At 53.1% G+C, this 1,302-nt stretch carries 1 protein-coding gene; it reads left to right on the top strand.

Annotation, left to right across the window (positions count from 1 at the left end; all coding sequences use genetic code 11):
- Nucleotides 1-71: 71 nt before the first annotated feature.
- Nucleotides 72-1,264, top strand: a protein-coding gene (locus RAE07_RS11905; RefSeq protein WP_317001922.1) for an IS3 family transposase whose coding sequence is annotated in 2 segments (ribosomal slippage) — nucleotides 72-351 and nucleotides 351-1,264 — 1,194 coding nt in all. Because the reading frame shifts where the segments join, the coding sequence is not laid out codon by codon here.
- Nucleotides 1,265-1,302 lie beyond the last annotated feature (38 nt).

Here is a 1,302-nt window from a genome sequence, read left to right as displayed (position 1 = left end):
GGACCTGACCCCTGTTTGGTGGACACCTGATATCCAGCCCAGTCGGGCTGGAAGAAAGGTAATCTACCACCATGTCCAGGTACTCCGAACAGTTCAAACGCGATGCCGTGGCCCTCTACGAAAACAATGAGGACCTCTCACTGAACTCAGCATCAGCAGAGCTCGGTATCAACCGTGCCTCGCTGCATTCTTGGATCAAGAAGTACGGCACCGGCAAACGTGCCCGCACAAAAAGCATGCGCGACAAGGCCCAAGCAGCGAATGATTCCGAACGGATCCGCCAGTTAGAAAAAGAGAACGCAAAGCTGCGCGAAGAACGTGACATCCTGCGCAAGGCCGCGAAATATTTTGCCGAAGAGACTCACTGGTGATCCGCTTCCAGTTTGTCTATGACCACCGAACCGAATACTCGGTCAAGCGGATGTGCCACGTGTTAAAGCTCAATCGCTCCTCGTTCTACAAATGGGTGCAAACCCGCGAAGAACGCAGGTTAAAGACGTGTTCGGATGCTCTTATTGGTGCAAGAATCAAGACCATCTTCGATGATGAATACGGGCTTTATGGTGCTAAACGCATCGCTGCAAGCCTTAAAGCCGATACGAGCTTTGGCCCGATAAATCACAAGAAAGTCGCACGAATCATGAAATCCATGGGACTTAAAGGCTTTACCAAACGCCGCCGATGCATCACTACCAAGCGTAAGCCTGGCCACCGCGTCATGCCAGATTTAGTAGGCCGCAAATTCACCGCTGATAAGCCGAACCAGGTCTATGTAGGCGACATCACCTACCTGCCGTGTAAGGGCGGCAAGAACATGTACCTGGCCACGGTCATCGACGCCTACTCGCGCAAACTTGTCGGACATGCACTCGCCGATCACATGCGGGTATCACTGGTTATCGAAGCTTTGTCCCATGCCAGCAAGGTTCGTGGAAGCCTCAACGGGGCAATTTTCCATTCTGATCATGGCAGCGTGTACACCTCACAAGCCTTTAGGAACTATTGCTCGTCGTTGGGTGTGCGCCAGTCTATGGGAGCGGTAGGAACGAGTGCTGATAACGCCCTAGCAGAATCATTTAACGCCACGCTCAAGCGTGAAGTCCTGCGTGATCGGAAAGTCTTTGACAATCCCATCGTCTGCCGCCAAGAAGTCTTCCGATGGTGCATGCGCTACAACACACGCCGACGGCACTCCTGGTGCAATCTTTCAGCTCCTGACGTCTTTGAAGCCGAGAATTCAGCTACACTGACTAGAGCAGCATAGCTAACCCCCGACGTGTCCACTTTCCGGGGGTCAGGCCC

This window comes from Corynebacterium nasorum (genome assembly GCF_032821635.1).
In the GTDB taxonomy this organism is placed as follows: domain Bacteria; phylum Actinomycetota; class Actinomycetes; order Mycobacteriales; family Mycobacteriaceae; genus Corynebacterium; species Corynebacterium kefirresidentii.
Note: the sequence above shows the minus strand (reverse complement) of the source record. Positions and strands in the feature narration are given on the sequence as shown.